Here is a 26050-nt window from a genome sequence, read left to right as displayed (position 1 = left end):
GTTCAGTGCGTCAAGCTTTGGTGCTGTTACGCTGGGTGCGGATGATGTCTGCTGCTTTCTCGGCAATCATCACCGTCGGCGCATGAGTGTTTGCTGAAACCAGACGTGGCATGACAGAGGCATCGACCACCCTGAGCCCTTCGAGCCCGTGAACGCGCAAGGTACCGTCGACAACGCTGGTGAGTGGATCAGTCCCCATGCGGCAACTGCCCACTGGATGATAGGCCGAAGCTCCCGCTGCACGAATATAGGCAATCAGGGCTTCATCGCTCTGAGCTTTTTCGCCGGGCGCGGTTTCATCCCCACGTATGTCATCGAGGGCAGGTTGTGCGATTACTTCTCGGCACAGTCGAAGTCCAGCGATGGTCGCCTTGACGTCGCGCTCATCAGCCAGGAAATTGGTGACAATCTCGGGCGTGTCGTCGGCTTGGCTGCTGCGAATATGCACATGCCCGCGGCTATGCGGACGGCACACATTCATGCCCAGCATCATCGCCGCGTCCGGGTTCTGTACCACGGTCTTGCGCACTGGGTCCCGGATGAAGCTCAGCGGCATGCCCATGAACTGAATGCCTACCTCTTGGCCATCCACCTCCACGTTGCCGTGGCCGCAGATCTGGGTTGGCGTCCCGTTCATGTGGCCACGTTTGAAGAACAGGTAGTTGGCTGCGTTCACTGCGGCGCGCCAGCCATTCAACTCGGCACCCATGCCGCGAATATTCTTGAGGGCCTGGACGACGAAGACCAGGAAGTGGTCTTGCAAGTGCTCGCCGACAGCTGGCAGGTCGTGGACCATCTCGATGCCAAGGTCGCGCAGCCGAGCGGTCTGGCCCACGCCTGACAGCTCCAGGAGCTGGGGTGAGCCAATGGCTCCGGCGCTGATGATGATTTCCTTGCCATGCACGATCTTGCTGAGGCCATCGTGCTGGTACTGAACACCGACCGCCTGCTTGCCTTCGAACACTATTCGCTCGGCTCTGGCATGGACTTCAACCGTGAGATTGGGTCGGTCCATGACCGGTTCTAGGTAGGCAGCTGCAGAGCCACACCGTCGACCGTTGTGATAAAAGACTTGAGCCTGGCCGATGCCGGAGGCCTCCACGCCATTGTAATCCCTGGTGCTACCAACGCTTGACTGTCCAGCTGCCTTGACGATTCGCGCGCTGACCGGGTGGAAGTTAGGCGCTGGATTGACCTTGACCGGGCCTGAGTCACCGCGCTGCCAGGGGGAGGCGCCGTGATAATGCTCGAGCTTGAGCAGGTAAGGCTCAACGCCTTCCCAGCCCCATCCAGTCAGGCCTTCAGCGGCCCAGGCATCGTAGTCGTCCTTCAACCCGCGCACATAAAGCATGGCGTTGATCGAACTTGAGCCGCCGATCAGCTTGCCGCGCGGGTAGGGCATTGCACGGTCATTGAGATGAGCTTCTTTCTCGGTTTGGTAGCACCAGTCATAACGGGGCTTGTTGAGCATTAGGGCGAACCCGAATGCCAGGCGCACTTTCAGGCTGGCGGCATCACCACCTGCTTCCAGTAGTAGCACCTTGCAGTCGGGGTCTTGGCTCAGTCGGCTGGCCAGTACGCAACCAGCCGACCCCCCGCCAACGATGACGTAATCATACTTTTCCACGTTGGGCTTCCTTGGGCTTAGCCGGTGATGGACTTCGGCGCTTCGGCCATGAATACGACTTTGGTTTCCTGGTAGGAAGCCAAGCCTTCTGGTCCGCCATCGCGACCGATACCGGAATGCTTGAAGCCGCCGAAAGGAAATGCCGGGTCGTTGACCCAGGTATTGTGGGTCATGTTGCCTGCACGAATTTGCCGGCAAACACGGTAGGCCCGCTCGGCATCGCTCGTGTAGACTGCGCCGTTGAGGCCGTAGGCTGTGTCGTTGGCGATGCGGACGGCATCTTCCTCGCCCTTGTGCTTGATCAGGACGGCGACAGGGCCGAAGATTTCTTCGCGAGCGATGACCATGTCGTTGTCACCGGAAAACAAGGTCGGCGCCACGAAGTAGCCAAGATCCAGGTCGCTGGGGCGGCTGCCTCCGGTAATCAGGCGCGCGCCTTCGCGCTTGCCTTGCTCGAGGTAACCCATCACCTTGTCATATTGGCGTTTCATGGCGATTGGCCCATAGGCGGTCTGCGGGTCAAACGGGTCACCGACTTTCAAATTTCTCAAGCCCGCAGCAATAGCTTCGGCGAACTCGTCGTGGCGGCGTTCCGGTACGATGATGCGCGTCAAGCCTGCACACATCTGGCCTGCGTTCATCGTGAAATGAGGGATCAGGTTGGGTACTACCTGTTCCGGATCGATGTCGTCGAGAATGACCGCAGGCGACTTGCCGCCGAGCTCCAGGCTGACGCGTGCTAGGCGATCGCCGCATACGGACGCGATATGTCGCCCGGCGGCGGTTGAACCGATCAGGCTCACCTTGTCGACGTGTGGATGACGGACGAGGTGATCTCCCACCTCGCGGCCGGCTGGTACGAAGTTGAAAACCCCAGGTGGAATGCCGGCTTCTTCCAGGCATTCTGCGATCTGCCAAGCGAAGAGTGGGGTTTCAGGTGCTGGCTTGAGAATGACCGAGCATCCAGCTGCGAGCGCCGGGGCGATGATCTTGCAGGAGAGTGACGCGGGCGCGTTCCACGGGGTAATCGCCGCGACCACACCAACGGGCTCCTTGACCACGATGCCTACACCGTTGCCTCGGCTTTGTGGTCGCACGTCTTCGAAGGTGCCGTTCATGGCCAGATTGGCGTAATAGCTGAACAGGCCGAAGGGGGAAAAGCCACCGGGGCCGGCAAGGCTAACTGCGCAGCCCATTTCGGCCGTCCAGCTTTTGCTGAATTCACCGGCACGCCGGTGCATTATTTGTGCGGCCTCCAGCAGCTTGGCGCCACGTTCGGCATAGCTCATCCGCGCCCATGGGCCAATTTCGAAGGCGCGTCGCGCGGCTTCTACGGCTTTATTGATATCGGCAACCGAGGCCTCTGGTGGCCGGGCTATGATCTGTTCATTGGCGGGATAGATGACTTCCAGGCGTTGGTCGCCGGCCGGTTTTACCCATTGCCCATCGATATAGAAGGCTTCCGGGTGGGCCAGGGTGAAAAAGTCCGTGTAGTTACTCAGCATCACATACACCTTCGCTCGAGCGCTTGATTGTTATTGTTCAAGAAGGGTGGAATCGAATTAAGCCCGGGTCGCTTCGATCATCAGTTTGCTGATGCCATAAGCGATGAAATGGGGCGGCCGCACCACGTTGTCTTCGCAATCGGCAAGCCGAATGGAGGTGGTTTCTTCCAACAGGCGGGTCAGTCCAATCCGCAGTTCGGCACGCGCCAACTGGTTGCCGAGACAGAAATGAATCCCGTGACCAAAGGCCAGGTGCTGGGTAACAGCCTTGCGATCAAGGTCAAGCTGATCTCGGTTCTCGTAGCGCTGTGGGTCGCGGTTGCCTGCACCCCAGCGCAGATTGAGAATTGCGCCCTCGGGGATCGCCGTGGTGCCTACCTGGGTGGCTTTGGTCGCGCGTCTGAACAGGCCTTGCAGTGGGGCATCGAGGCGCAGCACTTCTTCGTAGAAATTGCGGATCTGCTGCGGATTCTTGCGCAGGTGGTCTTGCAAGTCGGGATCCTGCGCCAGACGCAGCACGGCTGCCGATAGGGTATTGGTGGTGGTTTCGTTGCCGGCGACCAGCAACTGCATCAGGATCGAAACCAGTTCGCCTTCGCTCAGCGGTTCGCCATCGATGTCCAGGTTGGCTAGGTCGCTTAGCAGTGTACCGGTTGGCTGCTCACGAGTAGCACGGATCATCTGTGCAAAGAAGTTCTGCATTTCGATCACGACTTTGGCAACGTCCAGCATCTGCTGCTCGTTCAACGCGGGGTTGGATTGCTGCAGCAGCGCGTCGGACCAGCGCTTGAAGTCAGCGCCTTTTTCCGCAGGGATACCCAGCTGTTCAGCAATCATCCGTACCGGAAGCGGTATCGAAAATGCCTGGGCGAAGTCGAAGGGTCCTTCTGGAAAATTCTCAATCAAGCCGTTGGTGACCGACAAGATGGTGCCCTCTGCAGAACGAATACGCAGGGCATTGAACGCTTTGTCCACCAGCGAGCGGTAGCGGGTGTGGGAGGGTGGATCGTTGGTGACCAGGGTATCGACATGCAGGAAGCCTTCGCTGCGATACAACTGCGCGACTTTCTGGCTCGCCTGCTGTGAGCGTGTACCCAGCTGCCCGGTGCTGTTGGAGAAGGTATGAGGATCGTCGGCGATCGCTTTGACGTCGTCGTAGCGCGTGACGACATAGAAACCGCTGACAGGGTCCACGTAGATTTCCTGCTGTTCGCGGACGGCATCGTAGGCGCTGAATGGACACCCCATGACCTTGGGGTCGGTCATGCTGATCGGGCAGCCTGTGTTTTGCTTTTCCATAGTTGATCCTCATGTCTAGTCGTTGTTGTATGGATCATTTTCGCGTCGGGCGCGGTCATCACCCGGTTCAGTGATTCAGCAGCTTCTGTGCCTGCTCGGCGAAGTGCGGATGGGTCAGCAGGCCAACCTGATAGTCAAGCGCAGTCGCCAGATGCTGCTGCGTGTCGGGGATTTTCGCTAGATGGGTCAGCGCCCTAAGTGCTGGTCTGGCGTACGAGGCGTATTTCGTGGCCATTTCCAACGCTGCCTTGCGCGCATCTTCACAGGCGATTGCCAGCCCCCACTGCTCTGCAGTAGGGCCATCGACCTTGTCTGCTTGCAGCAGGCGCCACAGGGCTTGTTGACCACCGCGACGAACTACGTACTGGGTGCCACCGGTTGCCGGGATGAGCCCTGCTTTGATCCAGCCCTGGGCAAGCCAGCCGTGGCTGCCGATGAAGGTGGCATTACCGGCCAGCGCGAGGTCGCAGCCGAATCCGACTGCCGCACCGTTGACCGCAGTGATGAAGGGTACCGGGCATTCTCCAATCGCCCGAAACACGCCTTGAAACTCGCCGTAGATGGCGGTTTTTACCGTGTCCGCTCCTTCCTGGGCCAAGCGGACGATTTCCGGAAGATTGCCGCCGGCGCAAAACGCCTTGCCGTTGGCGGTAAGTACTACGGCAGCGACGCTATCGTCGACGTTACAGGCTTCGAGCGCGAGGCGCAGGGCTCGCCCTTCAGCAGGACCAAGCGCGTTGCGCACTTCAGGCCAGTCGAGGGTGACCTCTACTACGTCGCCGTGGCGTTGAACGTTTACTGGCATCACTGTTCCTCAGGCGCTGGCGAAAACGCCTCCACGACCTGATCGGTGTGGTAGAGGGCGAATCTCGCAGATGGTTTATGTCGATAACCTCGTTAGCTATGTCTGGAATGTAGTGTTAATTGTATGTGGATGCAATAGCAGGCTGCGTCAAAGCGTTTCGCTTGATTTGTGCCGCGAGCACGCTTATAACCTAGTTAGCTAATTTATCTAATAATAAGAGGCGTGCGTATGGAGTTGGCAAAGCTCTTTCGGCCGCGAGCAGTCGCGATCATCGGTGCATCGGACAAGAACCCCTGGTCTTTGCTGGTTGCTAGAAGCCTGCAGGCATTAGGGTTTCAGGGGGCTGTTCATTTGGTGAATCGCCGCGGCAGTGATGCGCTCGGGCAAAGAACAGTGCATTCCTGTACTGCGCTGGCTGATGTCGATGCAGCGTTCATTGCCGTACCTGCCGCTGCGTTGCTCGATGCCATCGAAGACATGGCCGCAGCGGGTATCCGTTTTGGTGCAGTGGTCACGTCAGGCTTTGCCGAGACCGGTGTCGAGGGGGCGGCGCAACAGCAGGCATTGTTCAGCCGCGCCAAAGAACTTGGGGTCACGTTGCTGGGGCCGAACAGCCTTGGGTTCTCCAATTTCGTCGACAAGGTTTCGTTGTCCGGCATGCCTATCAAGCTGCCCGCCCTGCCCAATCCGCGGGTGGGCCTGGTCAGCCAGAGTGGCGCGACGGCGGCCATGATCAGCGCGTTCGCCCATCAACAGGGCGTTAGCCTCACGTACTCGGTAGCCATGGGTAATGAAGCCATGGTGGATATGGCGGACGTCATTCAGTACCTGGTGGAAGACGAGGCGACCCGCTCCATCGCGGTTTTTGCAGAGTCGATCCGTGATCCTCGGCGTTTCGAAGCGGCGGCACGCTCGGCGGCTAACGCCGGCAAACCCATTGTTATCGTGAAAATAGGCACTGGTGAGCTCACTGCTACCGTCGCTCAGGCGCATACCGGAGCCTTGGTCGGAGATGATCGGGTATTCCAGGCAGTCTGCGATGCCTACAATATCGTCCGGGTGTCCTCGCTCGAAGATTTGGTCATTACTGCCGATTTGTTGGCTGCTACCGGCCCTATCGATGCCAGCAAGGGCTTCGCATTGGTTTCTCCGTCCGGTGGGGCGTGTGAACTTTTCGCTGACCGTGGTGAGGAAGCGGGCATACCGTTCCCGCAGTTCGCGCCAGCGACCCTGGAGGCACTTTCGGGTGTACTACCGGACTTCGGTGCCGCACATAATCCCCTGGATGTGACGGGGGCCGTGATGCGCAACCCCGAAATCTATTCCGGTGCTATCAGGGCTATCAGCCAGGACCCCGGGATCGGGTTCATTGGCGTGGTCGCAGAAATTCCGGCATCTGCTGAAACTGCATCCCCCATGGCAGCCGGCTACATGCGTGAGGTGTCCTCGGGTTTGCGCGCTGCTGGGGCCCGTGGGTGCATCGTTCAGCAAGTGCTCAAGCCGGTTACCGCTTATGGCCTTGAAGTGCTCGCATCCCACAACTTGCCTGCATTGACTGGCGGGATCGATCACGCTGTACGCGCCATCGGTCACTTGTATCGCTGGTCCCGCAACCAGCGTCGGGAGCTACCACCTGAGCGTGCTGCTTTGGTGGCGAGCAAGATCAAGCCTGTAACCGAGCGCGATACTTTGGCATTTCTGCAATCGCTAGGTGTGCCGGTTATTGCGCAACAGGTTGTGAGTAGTCGAAGCGAGGCGCAGGAGTTAGCTGAAAGGTTCGAAGGCCGCGCGGTGCTCAAGGTTCTTTCTCCGGATATCGCGCACAAGACCGAGGTTGGTGGCGTTATTCTTGATCTGCACGGGCCCGACGCAATCGTCGCTGGCTTCGATCGCATCATGGAGAGCGTAAAAGCAGCCAAGCCTGATGCACGCATCGAAGGAATCATCCTCTCGCCCATGCGAGAGGGGGGTATTGAGCTGTTGGTCGGTGTCGCCCGTGATCCGGTGTGGGGGCCGGTACTGGCAGTGGGACTAGGCGGTGTCTGGGTTGAATTACTGGACGACACTCAACTGCGCCTGCTTCCCGTGACGGTGGCTGAGGCCAGGCAAATGCTCTGCAGCCTGAAGGCCAGCAAGCTGCTGACCGGCTACCGTGGCGCGAAGCCAGCGGACCTGGACAAGCTCGCCTGGGTCATCGCCAGCATCGGTGATGCGGCGCTTGCGTTGGGTGAGGATCTGGATGCGCTGGAAGTCAACCCACTGCGTGTCGACGGCGCTGACGTCGAAGCGCTGGATGCGCTCGCCATCTGGCAATCCGGCCATCAATGAGTTGAGGTGCTCATGAACAATGAATTGTGTCAGATGACCGGTGCGCAGTTCCCGCTGTTTGCGTTCAGTCATTGTCGCGATGTCGTTGCAGCCGTTAGTCGTGCCGGCGGGTTCGGGGTGCTCGGCGGAAGCAGCTTCACGCCAGAAACCTTGAAGATGGAGCTCGACTGGATTGATGCGCATGTCGATGGTAGACCTTATGGTATCGACATCCTCATCCCCGAGCACCAGGCGGTGTCCTCAACGATCACTTTCGAAGAGCTGGTCGAGAAGATACCCGCGGAACATTGTGATTTTGTGGTCAAGTTGCTAGCCAGGCACGACGTTAAAATCACTCCGGAAAACGTCATCAATCGCCGTCGACCGCCGACCCTGTCAGATGTGGGTGAAGCGCTGATGGACGTCGCTTTCCAGCATCCGATCCGGCTCATCGCGAATGCGCTTGGGATCGCGCCAGAATCCATGATCGAGCGAGGGCGCCAGTATGGTGTACCGGTAGCCGCCTTGGTTGGTGCAAAGGAGCACGCCATCCGCCAGGTCAATGCGGGTGTTGATATCATCGTGGCGCAAGGCGGCGAGGCTGGAGGGCATTGTGGAGACGTGTCGACCCTGGTGCTGGTACCGGAAGTGATTCGTGCGATCAAGCCTGTGCGCAACGTTCCGGTACTGGCTGCAGGCGGCATCATGACCGGTCAGCAGATGGCAGGCTGCATGGCCATGGGAGCGCAAGGCGCGTGGACAGGTTCGATCTGGTTGGCCACCACCGAGGCGGAAACCGGTTTGACCTTCCGCGAGAAAATGGTCCAGGCCACTTCGCGGGATACTGTCCGCTCCAGCGCCCGAACCGGCAAGCCCTGCAGGCAGTTGCGTTCGGCCTGGCACGACGCCTGGGAGGCTCCCGACAGCCCAGGAGCCTTACCCATGCCACTCATGCCCATGCTCAGCACTAAACCCTTGGCAGCGGTAGACCGAGCTGCGGATGCGGGCAACCTGCTGGCGCGCGAGTTAGTCACGTATTTTGTGGGGCAAGGCGTTGGTCTGGTGGACGGTATCCGATCTTCACGCGAGGTCGTTGAAACCTTCAAGCGCGAGTTCGCCGACGCATTTGGCGATCTTTGCTCAGTGCTCGAAGCATGAGCGCAGTGTGCCCTGTATCAGCATGCGATGCAGGGCACACTGAGAGTCAAGCAGCGTTCAACGTCTCAGGTGATTCGATCAGGCGTTTGAAAGCCGCGAACACCTGGGCGGCCACGGCGCCATCCACAGCGCGATGGTCGACAGAAACGGTGACGTTCATCAGGGTGCCGATCTCGATCTGGCCGGCCTGTGCGATGACCTGTTCAGTGCCTGCTCCGACCGCGAAAATCATGGATTGTGGCGGGTTGATGATTGCGCTGAACTCCTCGACACCGAACATACCGAGGTTGGAAACGGTCACGGTTCCACCTTGGTATTCGTGCGGCTTTAACCTACCAGTCCGCGCACGGGTGGCCAGCTCCTGAATTTCGCTGGCGATTTCCTGTACACCTTTTTGCTCGACATTGCGAACGATAGGGGTGACCAGGCCGCGCGGCGTCGCTACGGCAACGGCAACATCGACTTGCTGGTGTTTGAGCATGGCTTTGTCCCCCCAGGATACATTCGCCTCCGGAACCTCACGCAACGCCAATGCAACGGCGCGCACGATGAGGTCGTTGAGGGATGTCTTGATCGGCGCCTGTTCGTTGATCCTTTTGCGCAGAGACAGCAGGGCGTCGATTCGGCAAGCGCCCTTGACGTAAAAATGAGGCACCTGCTGCTTGGACTCGGTGAGTCGGCGGGCGATGGTCAGGCGCGTCATGCTGTGGGGAACGCTATTCAGTTGTACCGGCGCGGCAGGGGCCTCGGGCGCTCCGCTGGCCAACGTGGTCTTGACTTCATTGCTCATCGTTGCAGGTCCTTGATGCTGTTACGTTGTTGAACTTATATAACTATTATATCTACGTTTCAAGCATCCAAAGCTCATGGGGAGCTGCGACGAATACGCCCGAAACGACATGGTTATATAAGTTGACGTGGTTTAATTTGTTGGGTTAACGTCAATGGCTACAACAAGAAAAGGATGCACGGCCATGAGCAACGCTCGATTCACCGCAGAGCAGCTGCGGGAAATGACTCGTTTTCAGGTGCAGGTTCACGACCCACGCTATGTTGTCGAGCCCATCGTCACGGGCGGCGAATTTCTCTACGACCCGCAGGTTTTCTGGGATTGGCGTGAAGACTGCGCTTGGGGGCAACCCGAAGGCTCGATCCTCATCTCCGAAATCGGTGGCCAGCCCCAAGCGGAAACCGATTGGTCGATGGGGCATGGCGGTCTGTATCGCCTGCATGCCGATAATCGCTGGGAAACCCTGATGGCGCCGGGGGTAGGGCGTCAGGCAGGCGTGTTCCGCCCAATCATTGCGCCGGCCAACTGGGGGGATTGGGCTAACCACATCTTCTTCTGCAGCCAAGTCGTTCCCCATCGCCGGGGCGCGGTCATGGACCACATGATTTATGCCTTGGCACCTGGCCAGAGCGTTCCCTATCCTTTCGCCGTTGCGCCACGCTCAGGCAAGGAACAGGTCTCAGGCGCATTGCTGCCCGGTGTATTTGGGCGCGAGGGTACGGCGGAAGAAGGGCTTCTGCTGATCTTCTCCATGCATAACAGCACCATCTATGCCGTGCGGCCGGATGGTTCGGTCACTCCCTGGCTGGTGATGGATGGTGAGCAGGGACCAGGCCCGGTGATGCCGTATCGCCTTTTCTACGCTGATCCGCAGGTAGTGGGGGAGGAAAACGTATTGGTGCTTGAGGGTAAGTGGAGTACCAACTTCGGCGGTGAGCAAACCCATGAGTTCCGCACTGCCCACTACCGAATCGCCGGGGGCACCATCCATCCGCAGCCGATTGAGGCGTTGCAAGGTGGCGCGACCTTGCGTGCACCTAAGGGTTTCGGGCCGCTGGCGGGTGAGGCGTTTCGTCCCGAGTACGCGGGTTTCATGTCCTCGGTCCACTGGGCCGAAGGTGATCCCAGTGCGGCGTTACCTTACACCACGTCCATCATCCATCGCGATGGTGAAGGTAAGGAACATGTGTTCGCGTCCAATATTCAGGCTGGGCAGAACCTGATTGGCTTCGCAGGGGATCGCATGATCGTGACCAACATGGGGCACAGCTACTCCTCGGGTAACTTCAAGTATCCAGACGGCTCAGTGTTTGCCATTCGCTACGTTGGCTGAAAGCACTGTAGGCCAGCGGCCGGATCGGTAGATGCCTTCCGGCCAAGGCCCTTCGCAGCTGAAAAGGATCGCCTCAGATGCCTCTAGATAACGCGAGTGCCGAACTGGCGGCGCTCTTCGCAAAAGCCCGAACCAGACAATTAAGCGAGATGACGGCAGTTGAGGTGCGTGAAGGCGCCTCGAAGCTAAGGTCAATGTATGGGCAGGGGCCGGAAATTGGTGATGTCCATGCATTGGTGCTGGGCACCGGCAATGCGGCATTCGAGGCACGCCTGCTGGTACCGCAGGTGGAGCCGAAGGCGTTGATCGTCTATTTTCACGGTGGCGGCTGGGTTACCGGGCACATTGACGATTTCGATGTGCTCGCTCGAAAACTGGTGCTGCGATGCTGCTGTGCCGTGTTGTTGGTGAACTATCGACTTGCGCCTGAGCATCCTTTCCCTGCGGCAATCGATGATGCGATGACTGCCCTGCAGTGGGCCGCCCGCGAAGGCAGGGAGCTGCTTGGCGCGAGCACGATGCTGCCATTGATCGTGGCCGGTGACAGTGCCGGTGGCAACATCGCCACCGTAGTCGCGCGTAAGGCGAGGGATCAAGGTAAGCCAGAGATTGCAGCACAGGTGTTGCTCTACCCGGTCACTGATGCCAACTTCGAGCGCCCCTCTTATCTCGATCCGCAACTGCAGCCACTGCTGACAGGCGAGATGATGCGCTGGTACTGGCATCACTACCTACCTGACGCCGCTCAACGTCAACACCCAGACGCTTCGCCGCTGCTGGCCAAGGATCTGCGGGGGCTGCCGGCGACTTTATTGATTACCGCAGAATACGACCCGCTGCGTGACGAAGGCGAGACCTATGCAGCACGACTGGTCGCGGCGGGGGTGCCAACAGCGTTCGAGCGCTATGCGGGGCAGTTCCATGGCTTTGTCTCATTCGTGAACGTGCTTCCAGCAAGCACGGTAGCCATCGAACACATTGGCCGATTCGTTGACGATCGATTGGCTGATTGACTCGACTGTTCGGTCGGCGGGAGTCGCTGTGTAGGCAGCAGCCGACCCAGAGTCATTAACGCACCTGATACCCATTCCTGGCTGTAAGCGTAGCCCGAGGCAGTATGCCGTCGGCTGTTCAAAACTCTCCAACAGGGTTTCCAGACTATGTCCGAACAACTTTCTTCCCGTCCGATGTTCCCGTTGAATGTACCGGGTGAAGTCGATGCTGTCGTAGTGGGTGCCGGTTTTGCCGGCCTTTACATGCTGCACAGGCTGCGAGCCCTCGGGCTGCAGGTTCAGGTATTCGACACGAACGCCGACGTGGGCGGGACCTGGTACGCGAACCGCTACCCCGGCTTACGGTGTGATGCCGAGAGTGTGGAGTACTCCTATTCCTGGTCCGAAGCGCTGCAGCAGGAATGGTGCTGGAGCGAGCGCTTCGCGACCCAGCCGGAGATTCTGAGCTACATCCGCCATGTGGCCGAGCGTTTTGACCTGCGCCGCCATATTCAATTTTCTACACGAGTCACATCGGCCAGCTTCGATGAGGCCACAGGTCGTTGGCAGGTCGTGACTGACCAAGGCAACGTGGTTAGCGCCCGCTTTTTCATCATGGCCGGCGGTTGCCTGTCCTCGGCGCGGCTGCCTAACTTCGAGGGCCTGGAAACCTTCGAAGGCGATTGCTACCACACTGTCGACTGGCCCAAGGCAGGTGTCGATTTCACCGGCAAGCGCGTGGGTATCATCGGTACGGGATCGACGGGAGTCCAGCTCATTCCCGTGCTAGCCCAGAAGGCTGAACACCTGCATGTGTTTCAACGGACGCCGGCCTTCGTGGTGCCTGCGCGCAACGCACCGCTCGACGCAGGGTACGTCGGCAAGATCAAGGCCGACTACTCCGAGATCAGGGCCGCAGCGCGCCAACAGGGGCTTGGCTTGTACCCGCGGCCGACCGAGTCGGCTTTGCAGGTAACGCCCGAAGCGCGGGAGCAGGCATTTGAACATCAATGGACTGTGGGTGGACCGCAGTTCATGTTCACCTACCAGGATATGCTGACCAGCAAGGAGGCTAACCAGCATGCCGTGGATTTCCTGCATGGAAAAATCCGTAGCATCGTCACTCGGCCCGAGGTCGCCGACGAGCTTTGCGCCCATGATTATCCGGTGGGTGCCAAGCGCATCTGTGTAGGCACCGATTACTTCGAGACCTACAACCGCGACAACGTTACGTTGGTCAACGTGCGCAAGTCACCCATCACCGCTGTCGAGCCTGAAGGCATTCGAACTCAAGATGGGCTCTACCCACTCGACGCCATCGTCTTCGCTACCGGCTATGACGCCATGACCGGCGCGCTGCTCGATGTCGATATCCGTGGGCGACGCGGGCGGCGCTTGGCGGATAAGTGGGCGGCCGGGCCGCTGAATTATCTGGGTGTTTGTGTTTCCGAGTTCCCCAACTTCTTCATGATCACCGGGCCGGGCAGCCCTTCAGTCTTTTCCAACGTCGTGATGTCGATCGAGCAGCATGTGGATTGGGTGACCGACTGTATGCGCTACATGCATGACGCAGGCTGGTCACAAGTGGAGGTCAAGGAACAGGCAGTGGTTGATTGGGTGGAACACGTCAACCAGGTAGCTAACTCGACGCTGATTCCGCAAGCCAATTCCTGGTATGTCGGAGCGAACATTCCAGGCAAGCCGCGGGTGTTCATGCCGTACGTCGGCGGTGTAGGGCCATTCCGTAGCAAGTGTGATGCCGAGACCCGCGGTGGCTACGCCAGCTTCGATTTTTCTGCAACATGAAGGGCGTCAACCCAGGGGATAAAAGCCATTGGCATTGAAATCGATATTAGCAAATGGTGGTGATGGCGCCGCTGTGTCATTCGTGTTGTGCTCGACAGGCATTGCCCAATGGCTGTCGAGCAGCTGGTTGGCAAGCATCATACTGGCTCGCGAATGGCTCAACTGGAAGCGTCGACATAGAAGCGGAGTAGGCCTGACGCGTCCGTTCTGATATGGCCAGTACATCCAATGGCATCGCCTTGCAGTAACCAGGCTATAGCAGCTAAGTCATGACCAGGTATCAGTGCCACGGTTCGATCTCCGGCAGGTGTTCGAGCCACTACTGGCGCGTGCGTGGCTGCTGCGTTACGGTCATACAGGACCGTGAAGGTCTCGATCGTCGCGGTACCCTCGTAGCTATCCAGCAGTTGCGGTTGCGCCCCCATGGTGGCATCAACACATGCCTGGACATCACACATCTGTGGCGATACTGATGGTGGGGTAGTGGCGAGTACAATGGCTGCATGCTTGGTTACGAACTCGCCTTGACCATAGATAAGTGCTGACTGTCCCGTGCGGTTACGCAGTTCGCGGACAGCTGCAGCCAGTGCATGGGTCATGTAGTTGTTTGCCGGGCCGCCATAAAAGGTTAGGCCGCCGGCAAGACTCAACTGCTTCTCGGGGGGCAGCTCGAGTGTACGGCGGGCCATTTTGGGAACTACAGGGAAGCAACTGTAGAATTCCACCAGGTCGACCTCTGCGGGAGGCAGCTTGCATCGGTCCAGGGTGCTTTGTAGAACGACCTGCTGTGCTGTGCTGCGATCGAAGCGGTCACGCTTCAGGAAATCTTTTGGCTCGTCGGCATGGGTACCGCTCCAGATGTAAACGATCTGCGATGCTGGAATGCCCGCAGTGCGCGCACGCGCCAGGCTGGTAATCAAGATCGCCCCGGCCTGGTTAACCAGCGGATTGGCCACCATCAGCTTGCGATAGGGGTAGGCGATCATACGGTTGCCAGGGCTGTCCTCGACGATTTGTTCTGCACTGTGGGGTTTGCCGAGCCAGGCGGTGGGGTTGTGCTGCGCTACTTCCGCGTTCCGGCTCCAGATCTGTCCCGACTCTTGCTGGGCCTGCTCGAAGGTCTGCCCCCAGGCATGGCGGGTGGCATTCTCATACAGTGGATAGACGTGGGCAGGCTGCACCAGTCCATAGCGCGCGGCATGGGGCGTAACAAAGTCCAATGCAGTCAGTTGCCTTGCGTTGGGGGCTACCGGTCCCCAATCGAGTGGCGTTTTCTCTTTGGTCGCGCGTGCGAGTGTTCCGAGTGCTTCCGCACCGCATACAAGGGCGACTTGGGAGGCACCCGATGCGACTCGCTGCGCTGCTTCGCCCAGCAGACGGACCGGTTTTTCGCCACCAGCAAAGCTTTCCCTGGTGCGTTCAGGAGAAATGCCCAGATCCTGGGCGAGCAGTTGGCCAATGTCGTCGTACTGGCAACTGATGATCGACACCACATCGATCGAGTCGGCGTATTGCAACAGTCCCGCCGCCTCTGCTCCAGCCAGATGCGCGGCTTTGGCCAGCAAAGTACGGGGTTCGTGGCGGTTGTCGCGATCGATGCATTCACCGATGCCAACTATCACGGGTATGCGCTCGGGGTCGATCATCCTGGCATTCCTTGTTGCGGTTTAGGGAAAGAGTTTATTTGGGCGCGCGGATGGTCGTAAGCAAGACGGCAGCTACCTTGGGTAGCTGCCGCTCAGGCGTTGGCGCGCAACGTTGGATGAAGCATGAGCGCCCGGTAACTCAAGCAGATGCCCAGCGGGTCATGCGCTCACTGCGTTTTCCAGGAAAGCCACAGCTCCGACAGCACCAGTACCATGCTGGAGTCCTGCTGTGGCACGGTACCTGGCTTGACGCAGAATTCAGGCATGCGCTTGAACCACTCCTCCAGCCAGACCAGCATTTCTTTCTTGGCCAGAATCGAGCCCGGGCAGCGGTGTGGGCCATTGCCGAAGGTCGCGTGAGGGATCGGAGCCGGCCGATCAAAATCGATCTTCATCGGATTCGGTACAGTGGTGTCGTCCAGGCCATAGAGATAGCTGAACTGCTGTATCTGATCACCTTCCTTGAGTTGCACGCCGAGGAAGTCCATATCGCGGGTGACCAGACGAGCAGTCATCGATACGCCATGGCGGCGGATCAGTTCTTCTGCCGCGTTGGGAATGATCGAGGGGTCTTCACGCAGGCGGCGTTGGAGTTCGGGTTCCTTCGCCAGCGCCAGGCAGCAAAAACCCATCAAGTTCTTGACTGTGTCCAGCCCGCCAGACAGCAGCAACGTAAGCATGCCGACCGCCACCTCGTGGGGGATCTGTTCGCCGTCTACCTTCGAGTTGAGTATCTTGGTGATCAGATCGTCCCGCGGGTTCTTTTCTCGCTCGGAAACGGCGTCTTCGATATAGGCCTTCAGTGCCATGCGCGCGTGGTGGATCTTGGTCGGGTCCGGCGAGCGCGCGATTTCGTTGGCCGGTGGCAGCAGGCGCTCACGGTCTTCGAGCGGAAGGTCCATCATCGTCAGGAACACCACGATTGGCAGGACCGAGGTGAATTCGGATACGAATTCGCATTCGCCCTTATCCTTGAAACCCTCGATCAGATCGACCGCGAACTTGCGCACCATTTCCTCTGCCGCCTGCACCACCTTCGGCGAGAAGGCCGGAGAAATCAGGATCCGCCATTTTGCGTGCTCGGGTGGATCCTTCTCCATCGGCGGGGCAGGGAAGGGACGCGGGTTGTTCGGCACCAAGGCGGCACGCATCGAGAAGCTGACAGCGTCATTTTGCACTGCCAGGATGTCTTCACCGCGCGTGACCATCCAGTAGCCGCCGTGGCGGGGAGTCCAGAAAATGCGTGGCTTATCCTGCTGGATTTTCTTCCAAGCGGCGTGCGGGCTGTCTTTTGCGCCCGGCAAGTTGAAAATGTCCACGTCGTAGACCAGTTCCGGTGGTACGTGGGGTGGCGGGTCGGTCAGCTCCGGGTAAGTCCGATAAAGCTGCTTCTCAGGTGAGGCTGAAGTCATCTGGATTTCTCGGTTGTCAGTTGTTGTAGTAGAAGCCAGGGGAGTTACAGGGTTGACGCTCAGATCGCACCTTTGCTCGACAGCATCTCGATTTGCGTGTCGTCGTAGCCGAGAACCTGGCCCAGCACCTCTCGTGTGTGTTCACCGATGGTCGGCGGCGCCATGTAGCTATCGACCGGTGTCTTCGACAGCCGCATAGGGCTCTTCACCAGTGGGACCTTGCGGACAGTGGCGTGGGGTACTTCGAAGAAGAGTTCACGGTGTAGTACCTGCGGGTCCGTTACTACTTCGTTGGCTCGGTAGATCGGGGCGACTACCACCCCCCTAGCGACCAGATCGTCGAACAGCTCCCGTGTACCCCGCTGGCGTATCTTTTCTTCAAGTATCGAAACCAGCAGGTCCTGATTGACCACCCGGTCTTTGCGCACGGCGAAGCGGGGGTCTTCCTTCAACTCCTCAAGGCCCAGCGCATCGCACAGTTTGCGGTAGTGCACCTCGGCGCCAGCCTGGATGTTCAGGTAACCGTCAGCGCACTCGAACACTTGCGCCGGGCATGAGCCTGGAGATTTGGTGCCGAGGCGTTCGGGAATCTTGCCCTCCAAGGTCCACTCGATGGTGCGTGGCGCCATCGCCGCAATGCCAACGTCGAGCAGTGCCAGGTCAATGTACTGACCGCCGCCTCCGGCGTCGCGATGACGCAACGCTGCGAGGATGGCTACTGTGGCGTAGAGCCCGGTCATTTCATCGATGATGAAAACCCCGACTCGCTGAGGTCCACCCTCCGGCTCACCGGTGACTGCCATCATGCCGCTCATGCCTTGGAACGCGGCGTCATAGCCGGGGCGTTTGGCGTATGGCCCGCTTTGCCCGAAGCCAGTGATCGAGCAATAGACGAGCTCGGGGTTGACCTTTGCCAGGCTGTCGTAGTCCAGGCCATAGCGAGCCAGGTCACCAACCTTGTAGTTCTCGATCAGCACGTCGGACTCGGCCGCAAGCTTGCGGATGATTTCCTGGCCTTCTGGCGTCGTGATATCCACGGTGACGGAGCGCTTGTTGCGATTGGAGCACAGGTAATGGCCTGACTCTGGAGTCTGCTCGCCTTGCTCATTAACGGCGTAGGAGGGGCCATAGCTACGCATGTCATCGCCAATGCCGGGGCGCTCGACCTTGATCACGTCAGCACCCAGGTCGCCCAGGGTTTGGCCACACCAAGGCGCGGAGACGATCCGTCCCATTTCCAGCACGCGCAAGCCCGCAAGTGACTTGGACATCATCACCTCCTGATCAATCAGTACTGGGATGCTGGGATATGGATGACCAGGCCATCCATGTCATCAGATACCACGACTTGGCAGGAAAGCCGGCTGTTCGGCCGCGCATCGACCGCGCATTCCACCATGACCTGCTCCTCGTCAGACGGCGAGGGCAGGCGGTTGGTCCATTCTTCGTCAACGTAGCAATGGCAAGTAGCGCAGCTCAGGCAGCCCCCACACTCGGCGGTGAGGCCTTCGACGCCGTTGGCTAGCGCTGTTTTCATCAGCGAATCGCCAGGCTGAGCCTCCACTTCGGTGGTCTTGCCATTGTGTTCAATGAAGGTAATCCGGGCCATTGCTGCCTACTCCTCGATTTCTTGTTAAGTCCGGACGTCTGTGGATGGGCGCCGGTTTTTTTTCGAATGTTTCCATGGTTCAGGTCACCACGGTGTTGATGGGGATAATAGTCAACTTATATACCTAAGTTTGTCAACTTGTGTGCTGGCCCTCCTCTGACGGTCATTTCCAACAGGGTGCACTCCACTGCCAGGCCCCATTCAGCCTGTTGCGGACTCCAATATTCGGTGTGGGACGGGTGGCAGCTATGTAGTCGCATGCCAAGGGGGTAGATCAGGGGTCGGCAGCGATCCACGCGCCGAGCTTCCAAGCGGCCACCAGAACGGGCTGGTCGCTGCCTTCGATCTCTATGCGCACGTCGTAATCCAGAACATGGAAACGACGGTTGCGCGCCGTGCTGCGCTGAAAGGTGAAGCTACCTCGAACCCGACTGTTAACCGGGACGGAACCTGTGAATCTCACGCGATCGTACCCGTAATTGACGCCCATTTTCTTGTCGGCAATGGCAGGCAGAGCCGTGCGTAACATGGCGGGCAGCAGGGAGAGCAGGAGTAGACCGTGGGCGATAGTGCCGCCAAATCGAGTCATGGCGGCACGTGCTGGATCGGTATGAATGAAGGCATCGTCCCCTGTGATCTGGGCGAATGCACTCAGCATGGGCTGGTCGATGGTGATCCAGTGCGAGGTACCTGAGAGCTCACCTTGCTGAGACCGCAGTGCAGCGAAGGTGATGGTCTGTTGTTTCACCATGTTGGCATCATCCCGGCGCTTTGGCCGTTATTGGGGCGGTGTGGGGCATGATGGGTCGCTCGATAGACGTTGAGCCCGTCGAGCGTACTTCGCTACTGGTGACCGAGCACGGGGTGCGGTTTGTAGGGTGCCTCGAGCCGAGTAACTTCTTCGTCGGTCAGTACCACTTCCAGCGATTCCACGGCTTGGTCGAGTTGTTCCAAACGTGTGGCGCCAATGATTGGGGCGGTGACCGCTGCGCGAGTGGCGACCCATGCCAGCGCGACCTGCATCGCGGGAATACCCTTATCGGCAGCCACTTGCGCGAGGCGTTGCTGCACCTCGAAGTCGTCCTCGCGGAAGTACAGGCCGCGCGCAAAGTCGTCAGCCTTTGCTCGGGCGGTTTCGCCACTACCGTCTTTGCTGCGGTTGCCGGCAAGAAAACCACGGGCCAGCGGCGACCAAGGAATGACACCGATGCCTTGATCAAGGCAGAAGGGCAGCATCTCGCGCTCTTCCTCGCGGTACACGAGGTTGTACTGAGGCTGCATTGAAACGAAGCGGGCAAAGCCGTTTTGCGCTTGGATGCCCAGCGCTTTGGCGAATTGCCAAGTGTGCATCGACGATGCGCCTAGGTAGAGCACTTTACCGGCCCGCACCAGGTCATCGAGAGCTTGTGCGGTCTCCTCGAAGGGCGTTTCGTAGTCCCAACGATGCAGTTGGTAAAGATCGATGTGGTCAGTGCCAAGTCTACGCAGGCTGGCATCGACCGCAGACATGATGTGTTTGCGAGAGGCGCCCCGTTCGTTTTGACCCGGGCCCATTGGGCCGAAAAACTTGCTGGCAATGACCACCTCGTCGCGGCGAGCGTAGGTTTTGATCATCTTGCCCAGTAGCGCCTCGCTGGCCCCTTCGGCGTAGGCATCGGCGGTGTCGAAGAAGTTGATGCCGTGCTCGAAAGCGCGCTTGAACAAGGGCGCGCTTTGCTCTTCATCCAAGGTCCAGCCAGCGTGATAGTTCCCTTTGCCATAGCTCATGCAGCCCAGGCAGAGCTTTGAGACTTTGAGTCCGGTGTTGCCAAGACGTACGTATTTCATTGTTTTTGTCATCCATTTGGCGGTTTTGATTCATAGCGGCAATAGCTTGTGCTTAGGTTGGCGGATGCATGGCGCGTATCCTCATCCCGAAGAGTAGTATATTAAATGGCGAGGCGGAATCCCTTTTCACCAGAAGTGCTATAGCGGAGGTGCGCTCATGCAGGGCGACTCGGCGGGCACGAGGTGTGTTCGTTCACGTACCAGGCCGAGCCCGTGCGCGTTAAGACTTTGGCCAATTCATCCAGTGCTTGCTGGTGCGCCTGCACAAGTGCTGACAGTGTTTCACCGGCCGGCATGATGATCCGGCTGGAACAGGTTAGGCTTCGAGATGTTTCCTGCTGGCGACTCAGCGCCAGATTCCAGACTGCATCAATCGCCGCATGCTGAGTGGGCGCCGATTCGAAACGACGCAACGTTACCTGCACTCTTAGCACTTCTGTCGAGCTAGGTTTGGGCAGTCCAGACAGGTTGCGGCTGTTGAAACCTTGTTCTAATCGTTGCATCAGTGCGTCATGAAATTCGTCAGCCAGCGGTGCGCCCCAACGGTCATTTTCCCTCACGGCGAGGGTGGTGTTACTGGTATTCAGAACCAGTTGCGGCTGGTCCACTTGTAAGGGGACACGTACAGGGCGCAGTTCGAAAGGAATAATGTTTATGCTGCTTGTTGTCTCAGACAGCATGGGGCTCGAAAGCGTGTAGAAGTTGACCGGTGGCGAGCTGCAGCTCGCCAAAGCAACTGCGCACAGCAGCAGGGGGGGGCGGATGTTCATTGAATTGGCTCGTCAGCGATTGCACGGGATTGGTTCGAGTGCAGGCTCAGGACGTCCGGTTGGCCCTCTTTGAGCCGACCCCGAACCAGAGACTCAGGTTGCCTGCCTAGGAAGTCCGTCAGAAGACGTATCGATCTGGCGGTGCGTTGAAACTCCTGCAGCGCCTGGGCCAGTTGCTGACGTTCTGGGGAGTCTTCATACAGGCTACGGTTTACCGCTTTTAGCGTGAGTTCGGCTTGGGTGAAAGTCGCTTGCATGTGCGGCAGCACCTGGCCATCTACCTGACGAAGCACGTTGTTCAGCGACACCAGATTCCGATCAAGGTTGTTGGCGATCCTGTCCAGGGGCAGTGCAGCTATCTTGTTCACCACGGCCTTGAGCTGCTCTTGCATTTTGTCGAAATCGCCAGGTGCGGTGGGAATGAGCAGCGGGCGTTGCGCCACATCGAACGACACCGGTGTTGCATCGGCAATAAAATCAAGCGCAATGTACAACTGCCCGGTCAATAGGTTGCCGGTCCTCACCTGTGCCCTAAGGCCTTCGCGAACCAGCAAACCCATCATGCTGGCTACCTTGGCGTCATCGTCGCCGGCCATCTGTACCAGGATCTTTTCGTGCGCCTTACCTAGTCGCTCGGGGTAAATGACGGCGCCGACCATGCTGGAAAACGTACGTTTACCGGGGTCATAATCGAGGTCCAGTGACACCACCTTGCCCAGGTTCACGCCCATGAACTCGACCGGCGCGCCTACCGCGAGACCACGCAAGGGTTGAGTGAAGCGCATACGGAAGTAACGCGGTTGGCCGTCGGGTCTGGCCAGTGCGCTGTCCTGATCCTTGTAGAGTTCGAAGCGTGCGTTTTCGTCGGCCCGCACGCTTTGAGGACTGTACTTGGGTTCGACGAACGCGATCCCCCCGGCCAACAGCGTCGAGAACGATTGGGTATTGACCTTCAGACCATTGGCGTCGAGCGAGACGTCGACACCACTGGCGTTCCAGAAGCGGGTATCGTGGCTGACGAATCGATCGACCGGTGCGTTGACGAAGATGTCCAGCAGCACCCCTTTGCCGTCGTCATCAAGCTTGTAGGACACCACTTGGCCGACTTGCATGCGTCGATAAGACACTGGCGAGCCGACATCGAGCGAGCCGAGGTCTTCTGTGTGCAACTGAAAGTGCGTGCCCGCCTGACCCATGGTTACCGGGGGCGGTGATTCCAGGCCTGTGAAATCGAGCTGGGTGCGTTCCGACTGCCCGGGATCGGCGCCTACGAAGGCGCCTGACAGCAGGGTCTCAACGCCACTCACGCCACCACTGCCGATGCGAGGGCGAACGACCCAAAACTTAGAGTCCTCGGAGGTGAAGGCCTCGCTGTTGTGGTCGAGTTCAACGGACGCGATTACTTGGCTGCGATCGGGGCTCAAGGCGATGCCCGTGACTACACCGATGACGACGTTTTTGTACTTGACCTGCGTCTTGTTGGCCTCCAGGCCATCAGCAGTCTGGAAGCTGATATGAATGACCGGCCCGGCATTCATCGCGTTATGGATGACCATCGATAGGCCGACCAGTGCAGCGATAATGGGTACCAGCCATACTAGTGATATGTTGAACTTGCGTGCTCGCACCGCCGGGCGACTATCTGCGTAGTGTGCGGTATTGCCAGTATCAGGCATGTATTTCCTCAGCATCCCAGATCAGCCGCGGGTCGAAGCTCATGGCCGCGAACATCGTCAGCACCACGACCAGGCCGAAGAACACGATGCCCGGCAAGGGTTCGATGGTGCTCAAACCACGGAATTGAACAAGTGCCGCCACCAGGGCGACGACAATGACATCGAGCATCGACCAGTAGCCGATCACTTCGATAAAGCGGTAAAGGCGCGCGCGTTCCTTTCTTTTCCAGGCACAGTTGTTTTGACAGGTCACCAAAAGCAGACTTAGGCCTAGGAATTTGCCGCATGGCACTACCACGCTGGCGATGAAGATCAGCACGGCGATGTCCCAGGAGCCGCTGTGCCAGAACTCGATGACACCACTCATGATGGTGTTGGCTTCGACGCTTCCGAGCATGTTGGTGCGCATGACCGGTAGCAGGTTGGCGGGGAGGTAGCAGATCAGGCTGGCGATCAACAGGGCCCATGTTCGCGACAGGCTCTTGGGTTTGCGCACATGCACTGGCGAATCGCAACGTGGGCAGTGACTGATTTGCTGATGACAGGCCTGTTCGCAGACGTGACACAGGGCAAGCCCAATGTCGCTGGCGCGTCGTGCATTCACTCGTCGGGCTCCGGCAGTTCTCGCCACAGCCGGCGGATGCTCTTGCCGGACATCAAGATCATCAGCACGGTCAGCATCGCCAGCGTCCACAAGCCGAGGCCAGGATGCACTTCAAGCATGCCCGCCAATTTGACGATCGCGACCAGGATGCCTAGCAGGCAGACTTCAAGCATGCTCCAGGGGCGAATGTGTTCGAGCGTTTTCATGCAGCGTTTGAACCCAGGCGCACGGCGGCCTTGAATGGCATGCGCAAGGAGCCATCCGAGTACGCCAATTTGCAGGGCCGGCGCCAAGATGATTGTTAGGCCAGCCACCGCCGCGATAGGTGTGATCTCGCCCTGCGCCAGGACTCTTACCGAGTCCGCCAAGGTTGTCTCGTTCGCCAGCCCCTCGAAACTGATCTGAATCACCGGAAACGCATTACTGAAGACCAGTAGCAGCGCCGCCGTAATCGTCAAGGCCAACAATTGCTGATAGTCAAGACGATACCCCTTGGCCAATACCCCATCGCAGCAGGTGCAGTACGCCGTTTGTCCAGCGTCAAGCGGTATGCGGGTGAAAACACTGTCGCAGTGTTCGCAAATGATCAGCTCTGTGCGGGTGTGCGGCATTGTACGCATACGCTCGGTTGGGGAGTGGCTCGGGTGGAACCAGGCTTCAGGTCCCTACCGGGGCCGACAGGGTAAAAAAACTAGAATATTTCGTCTAGTTTTTTCGGTAAGGCTGGCCGGTAGCATCAGGGCTTGTGTGTGCCAAGCGCAATGATCGAAGATTGGCGTTACGGCAGGCGTAAGTAAGCTGTCACGGCAAGATGGGAGGAGTGTTCAATTTGACAACTGCAATAAAAAGGCTGCCCGCTCAACCGCGCGGAAAACAGCGGGTGGAGTGCATTCTCGAGGCATGCGCGCAATTGTTGATCGAAGATTCGAGCTCGGCTTTTACCATGCAACGTTTGGCGAAACGAGCGAAGACGTCAACAGGGTCTCTCTATCACTTCTTCGCTGATAAGGACGGCGTGCTCCAGGCCCTCGCAGGTCGGCACGTTGCTGCGGGGGCTGCGCTACTAGAAATGCTAGAACGCACCCCTGCTGACCAGTGGGCGGCCATGTCGGTAGATCAGGTGATTACTGAGTTATTTCTACTGAATGTGAACTACGTGCGTGGGCACCCTGATGTGGTGATTTTGTGGAACGAGGGAAGGTTTCGGAATGAAGCGGCGAATAAAGTGAAACGTGGCATCGTCGCGTTGTATGAATCCATTCTGCGCATACGCTTACCACAAGCAGATGATGCCAGCATCTCCCGGCATGCACTTGCACTCCATCAATTGCCGGTTGGCTTTCTCACGACTGATCTGCACGGGAGTCAAGAGCTTGCGCAGTCGTTGGTCCTGACAGAGGCCCCCATTGCGTTAGCCGCCTATTTAGAGCGCATCGAGCGCACTTACCAGCATTGAAGCAGGGTAGGGCGATCTGGTTACCCTTTACGCCCCGACCCTATGTCGAAAATGCTAGTCCGCTACGCGCGATAGCGTATGGGCCTTTCCGCGCCTCTTAAGGTGGATTGCCGCTGCGGCAGCTATAACGGGCACACTCAAAAACATAAAGATATCGGCAAATGACCATGCCCAGTTGGTAATTATCGCCCCCGAACCAGCCCCCAGAATCGCTCCCACTCGGCCGACGCCAAACACCCAGCTCACACCGGTTGCACGAATAGGCGTTGGGTAATGGGCGGCTCCAAGTGCGAAGCACCCTGCGTTGGCCGACATAAGTACATAACCCATGAAAAATACCAATGTCCCGACCAGGGCGAATGAGCTGCTGAAGGCTGCTATGAGTACGGTGAACAGTGCACAACTGGCAAACATCAAGCTCACGATCCGGTTTGGCTCGAAGCGATCCATCTTCAGGCCCACCGTGAAGTTGCCGATTGCCCCGCCAACCTGGAGGATAATGCCCAGCATCGCAGCCTGTGCGAAGGTCATGCCTGCCGCATGTGCAGTTAGCGGTAACCAATTACTCAAGAAGTACAGATGGAAGAAACCCATGAACATTGCGAGCCAAATGGTGATCGTTCCAATTCTGTAGCGCCGGCTGAGTAGTGCAGCGGGCCCGCGGGCAACTTCCGTTGTAGTGTCTAGCTCGCTGTTGATGAACCGCGTGGCAGCAGAGGCGCTATCCGGCACCAGGGCATTCGCCGCGGCAACCAGGCGGTCATGGTCCTGATTGCTTTGAAGCCGGTAGCGTAAGGACTCTGGTAACCACAGCAGCAGTGCAATTACCAGCAACAGAGGAAGTACTCCCCCTGATACGAATACAGAGCGCCAACTGTAGAGCTGGATCAAATGCTCACTGACTAGCCCGCACAACGCGCCGCCCATCCCAAAGCCGCACCAGGCTGACGTGACGAGCAAAGACCGTCGGCGCAATGGTGCGCACTCTGCCAAAAGCGTCGTGATGTTCGGCATGGTTGCACCCAGAGCCACACCGGTGAGAAAGCGTGCAGCGGTCAGGGTGTAGAGGTTATGGGTAAACGCGCATGCCAGACAAAAAATGCCCACGAATGTAACCGCAGCAATGATCACCCAGCGACGACCGAAGCGATCTGCCAGCGGGCCTGCGATCAGTGACCCTAGTGAAAGTCCCACGATTCCACTCATCATCAGAGGTCCCAGCTCTGATCGTTCGATACCCCAATCGGCCAACAATGCAGGCGCCACGAACCCCATCATCATGGTATCGAAGCCGTCCAGCATCAGGATCAACAGGCCGAGGATGATCACGGTTTTTTGTTGTTTTCCAATCGGACGGTTGTCCAGAAAGGTATGCACATCTAGCACGTTCTTATTCATCTTCTTGTACTCGCGTGGCTAGGTAAGGGA

General features: G+C 58.5%; 23 protein-coding genes. 6 read left to right on the top strand and 17 right to left on the bottom strand.

Going from position 1 to position 26050, the window contains the following annotated elements; translation table 11 throughout:
• Window positions 1-10: 10 nt before the first annotated feature.
• From ACKLLE_RS03130 to ACKLLE_RS03115, 4 genes are all read right to left on the bottom strand, one after another.
• Window positions 11-1627 carry a GMC family oxidoreductase gene (locus ACKLLE_RS03130; RefSeq protein WP_420056778.1) on the bottom strand — a complete coding sequence of 539 codons (1617 nt, stop codon included), beginning with the start codon at window positions 1625-1627 and terminating at the stop codon, window positions 11-13.
• 17 nt (window positions 1628-1644) lie between these two features.
• Complete coding sequence (locus ACKLLE_RS03125; protein ID WP_420056777.1) at window positions 1645-3132, bottom strand: aldehyde dehydrogenase; 1488 nt, start codon at window positions 3130-3132, stop codon at window positions 1645-1647.
• A gap of 57 nt (window positions 3133-3189) precedes the next feature.
• The gene (locus tag ACKLLE_RS03120; RefSeq protein ID WP_420056776.1) at window positions 3190-4431 is read right to left on the bottom strand and encodes a cytochrome P450; all 1242 of its coding nucleotides are present in this window, start codon (window positions 4429-4431) and stop codon (window positions 3190-3192) included.
• Between the two features lie 67 nt (window positions 4432-4498).
• Window positions 4499-5236 (bottom strand): enoyl-CoA hydratase/isomerase family protein, encoded by a 738-nt coding sequence (locus ACKLLE_RS03115; RefSeq protein ID WP_420056775.1) that lies wholly within the window; start codon window positions 5234-5236, stop codon window positions 4499-4501.
• Window positions 5237-5464: 228 nt separating this feature from the next.
• On the opposite strand from ACKLLE_RS03115, the gene ACKLLE_RS03110 reads away from it, so the two are divergent.
• Complete coding sequence (locus tag ACKLLE_RS03110) at window positions 5465-7564, top strand: acetate--CoA ligase family protein (RefSeq protein ID WP_420056774.1); 2100 nt, start codon at window positions 5465-5467, stop codon at window positions 7562-7564.
• 12 nt (window positions 7565-7576) lie between these two features.
• Window positions 7577-8701 (top strand): nitronate monooxygenase, encoded by a 1125-nt coding sequence (locus tag ACKLLE_RS03105; RefSeq protein ID WP_420056773.1) that lies wholly within the window; start codon window positions 7577-7579, stop codon window positions 8699-8701.
• Window positions 8702-8747: 46 nt separating this feature from the next.
• Here ACKLLE_RS03105 and ACKLLE_RS03100 read toward each other — a convergent pair whose 3' ends face one another.
• Entirely contained in the window at window positions 8748-9491 is a 744-nt protein-coding gene (locus tag ACKLLE_RS03100) for a 2-oxo acid dehydrogenase subunit E2 (RefSeq protein ID WP_420056772.1), read from the bottom strand.
• A 184-nt stretch (window positions 9492-9675) separates the two neighbouring features.
• On the opposite strand from ACKLLE_RS03100, the gene ACKLLE_RS03095 reads away from it, so the two are divergent.
• The 3 genes from ACKLLE_RS03095 (at window position 9676) to ACKLLE_RS03085 (ending at window position 13622) form a co-directional block, all read left to right on the top strand.
• Window positions 9676-10824, top strand: a complete 1149-nt coding sequence (locus tag ACKLLE_RS03095) for a hypothetical protein (protein ID WP_420056771.1) — start codon at window positions 9676-9678, stop codon at window positions 10822-10824.
• A 77-nt stretch (window positions 10825-10901) separates the two neighbouring features.
• A complete protein-coding gene (locus tag ACKLLE_RS03090) occupies window positions 10902-11837 on the top strand; it encodes an alpha/beta hydrolase (protein ID WP_420056770.1) in 936 nt (311 codons plus the stop codon).
• A gap of 147 nt (window positions 11838-11984) precedes the next feature.
• Window positions 11985-13622, top strand: coding sequence for a flavin-containing monooxygenase (locus ACKLLE_RS03085; RefSeq protein WP_420056769.1), 1638 nt, complete (start codon window positions 11985-11987; stop codon window positions 13620-13622).
• A 6-nt stretch (window positions 13623-13628) separates the two neighbouring features.
• Here ACKLLE_RS03085 and ACKLLE_RS03080 read toward each other — a convergent pair whose 3' ends face one another.
• The 11 genes from ACKLLE_RS03080 to ACKLLE_RS03030 all read right to left on the bottom strand — a co-directional run bounded on the left by ACKLLE_RS03080 (window position 13629) and on the right by ACKLLE_RS03030 (window position 23777).
• The gene (locus ACKLLE_RS03080) at window positions 13629-13763 is read right to left on the bottom strand and encodes a hypothetical protein (RefSeq protein ID WP_420056768.1); all 135 of its coding nucleotides are present in this window, start codon (window positions 13761-13763) and stop codon (window positions 13629-13631) included.
• A gap of 17 nt (window positions 13764-13780) precedes the next feature.
• Window positions 13781-15268, bottom strand: a complete 1488-nt coding sequence (locus ACKLLE_RS03075) for a hypothetical protein (RefSeq protein ID WP_420056767.1) — start codon at window positions 15266-15268, stop codon at window positions 13781-13783.
• A 167-nt stretch (window positions 15269-15435) separates the two neighbouring features.
• Window positions 15436-16680: a cytochrome P450 gene (locus ACKLLE_RS03070; protein WP_420056766.1), complete on the bottom strand. Its 1245-nt coding sequence runs from the start codon at window positions 16678-16680 to the stop codon at window positions 15436-15438.
• Between the two features lie 59 nt (window positions 16681-16739).
• The gene (locus ACKLLE_RS03065) at window positions 16740-17951 is read right to left on the bottom strand and encodes a CaiB/BaiF CoA transferase family protein (protein ID WP_420056765.1); all 1212 of its coding nucleotides are present in this window, start codon (window positions 17949-17951) and stop codon (window positions 16740-16742) included.
• 17 nt (window positions 17952-17968) lie between these two features.
• Window positions 17969-18289, bottom strand: a complete 321-nt coding sequence (locus ACKLLE_RS03060; protein WP_420056764.1) for a 2Fe-2S iron-sulfur cluster-binding protein — start codon at window positions 18287-18289, stop codon at window positions 17969-17971.
• Between the two features lie 274 nt (window positions 18290-18563).
• Window positions 18564-19040, bottom strand: a complete 477-nt coding sequence (locus tag ACKLLE_RS03055) for a MaoC family dehydratase (protein WP_420056763.1) — start codon at window positions 19038-19040, stop codon at window positions 18564-18566.
• 92 nt (window positions 19041-19132) lie between these two features.
• Complete coding sequence (locus tag ACKLLE_RS03050; protein WP_420056762.1) at window positions 19133-20116, bottom strand: aldo/keto reductase; 984 nt, start codon at window positions 20114-20116, stop codon at window positions 19133-19135.
• Window positions 20117-20271: 155 nt separating this feature from the next.
• A complete protein-coding gene (locus tag ACKLLE_RS03045) occupies window positions 20272-20886 on the bottom strand; it encodes a PqiC family protein (protein WP_420056761.1) in 615 nt (204 codons plus the stop codon).
• Window positions 20883-22562: a PqiB family protein gene (locus ACKLLE_RS03040; protein ID WP_420056760.1), complete on the bottom strand. Its 1680-nt coding sequence runs from the start codon at window positions 22560-22562 to the stop codon at window positions 20883-20885. Before ACKLLE_RS03040 ends, ACKLLE_RS03045 begins: the two co-directional genes overlap by 4 nt.
• Window positions 22555-23166: a paraquat-inducible protein A gene (locus ACKLLE_RS03035; protein ID WP_420056759.1), complete on the bottom strand. Its 612-nt coding sequence runs from the start codon at window positions 23164-23166 to the stop codon at window positions 22555-22557. The genes ACKLLE_RS03040 and ACKLLE_RS03035 overlap by 8 nt, the downstream gene beginning before the upstream one ends.
• Entirely contained in the window at window positions 23163-23777 is a 615-nt protein-coding gene (locus ACKLLE_RS03030; protein ID WP_420056758.1) for a paraquat-inducible protein A, read from the bottom strand. The genes ACKLLE_RS03035 and ACKLLE_RS03030 overlap by 4 nt, the downstream gene beginning before the upstream one ends.
• Before the next feature lie 218 nt (window positions 23778-23995).
• Here ACKLLE_RS03030 and ACKLLE_RS03025 point away from each other — a divergent pair, with 218 nt between their 5' ends.
• Entirely contained in the window at window positions 23996-24622 is a 627-nt protein-coding gene (locus ACKLLE_RS03025; protein WP_420056757.1) for a TetR/AcrR family transcriptional regulator, read from the top strand.
• A 54-nt stretch (window positions 24623-24676) separates the two neighbouring features.
• Here ACKLLE_RS03025 and ACKLLE_RS03020 read toward each other — a convergent pair whose 3' ends face one another.
• On the bottom strand, window positions 24677-26020 hold the full coding sequence (locus ACKLLE_RS03020; protein ID WP_420056756.1) for an MFS transporter: 1344 nt from the start codon (window positions 26018-26020) through the stop codon (window positions 24677-24679).
• Window positions 26021-26050: the final 30 nt, after the last annotated feature.

Source organism: Pseudomonas bharatica (assembly GCF_048586865.1).
GTDB lineage: Bacteria > Pseudomonadota > Gammaproteobacteria > Pseudomonadales > Pseudomonadaceae > Aquipseudomonas > Aquipseudomonas bharatica.
This window is presented reverse-complemented; position numbering and strand designations above follow the sequence as displayed.